The 1,079-nt window shown below is 75.3% G+C and carries 1 protein-coding gene; it reads left to right on the top strand.

Going from position 1 to position 1,079, the window contains the following annotated elements:
* On the top strand, positions 1-1,079 hold a 1,079-nt coding region (locus D7V93_RS43375; RefSeq protein WP_208723365.1), incomplete at both ends, for an OPT/YSL family transporter.

Here is a 1,079-nt window from a genome sequence, read left to right as displayed (position 1 = left end):
TCTCCGGGCTGCTGACGCTCGCGCGCGATGGCTTCGGGCGGCTGCCCTACGCGTGGGCGTTCCCGGGGACGCTCGGCGGGGTGTCGCTGGAGCGGCTGGGGTTCGCGCTGGAGACGGGGTTGATGCCGGTGGGCGGGGGCGCGCTGCTGGGCGTGCGCATCACCGCGTCGATGATGCTGGGCGCGCTCGTCGTGCACGGCGTCGTCGCCCCCCGGCTGATGGCGGCGGGTGTGGTGCCCGTGGACGGTGACTTCCTGGCGTGGGCGCTGTGGCCAGGCGCGGCGGCGCTCACCACCGCGTCGCTGTTGCAGTTCGCGCTCCAGGCCCGCGTGTTCGGCCGGGCGCTCCAGGGGCTGCGCGCGCGGGCCCGGGTGGAGCGCCATCCGGTGGAGGCGCTCCAGGTGCCCGGGCGGTGGCTGGCGGCGGGCCTGCTGGTGCTGACGCCCGCGACGGTGGCGCTGGCGCACTCGGGCTTCGGCGTGCCGGTGCCCCACGCCCTCTTCGCGGTGGCGCTGTCGTTCGTGCTGTGCCTCATCTCCTGCCGCGTCACCGGGGAGACGGACATGAGCCCCGTGGGGGCGCTGGGGCAGGTGACGCAGCTGACGTTCGGCGTGCTCCGGCCCGGCGACGTGGAGGCGAACCTCGCCACCGCGGGCATCACCGTCAACGCCGCGTCGTCCGCCGCGGACCTGCTCACGGACTTGAAGGCGGGGCACCTGTTGGGCGCGCACCCGCGTCGCGTGTTCCTGGCGCAGCTTTTGGGCTGCGTCGTGGGCTCGCTGGTGGTGGTGCCGCTCTTCTACCTGCTGGTGCCGGACGCGTCCGCGCTGGGCACCGAGCGCTTCCCGGCCCCGGCCGCCATCGTCACCGCGGGCGTGGCCCGGGTGCTGGCCTCCGGCCTGGGCGCGGTGTCGTCGGACCTGCGCATGGCCATGGCCTGGGCCGCGCTGGGTGCGGTCGTCCTCACGCTGGCCGAGCAGGCGCTGCCCGAGCGCTTCCGTCGCTGGACGCCGTCCGCCGTGGGCGTAGGGCTGGCGTGCCTGCTACCCGCGTCCACCTGCCTTGGATTCTTCCTGGGA

Origin of the sequence: Corallococcus llansteffanensis (assembly GCF_003612055.1) — a bacterium.
GTDB classification, from domain to species: domain Bacteria; phylum Myxococcota; class Myxococcia; order Myxococcales; family Myxococcaceae; genus Corallococcus; species Corallococcus llansteffanensis.
The sequence above is the reverse complement of the archived record's forward strand: the minus strand, read 5'-3'. Positions and strand labels throughout refer to the sequence as shown.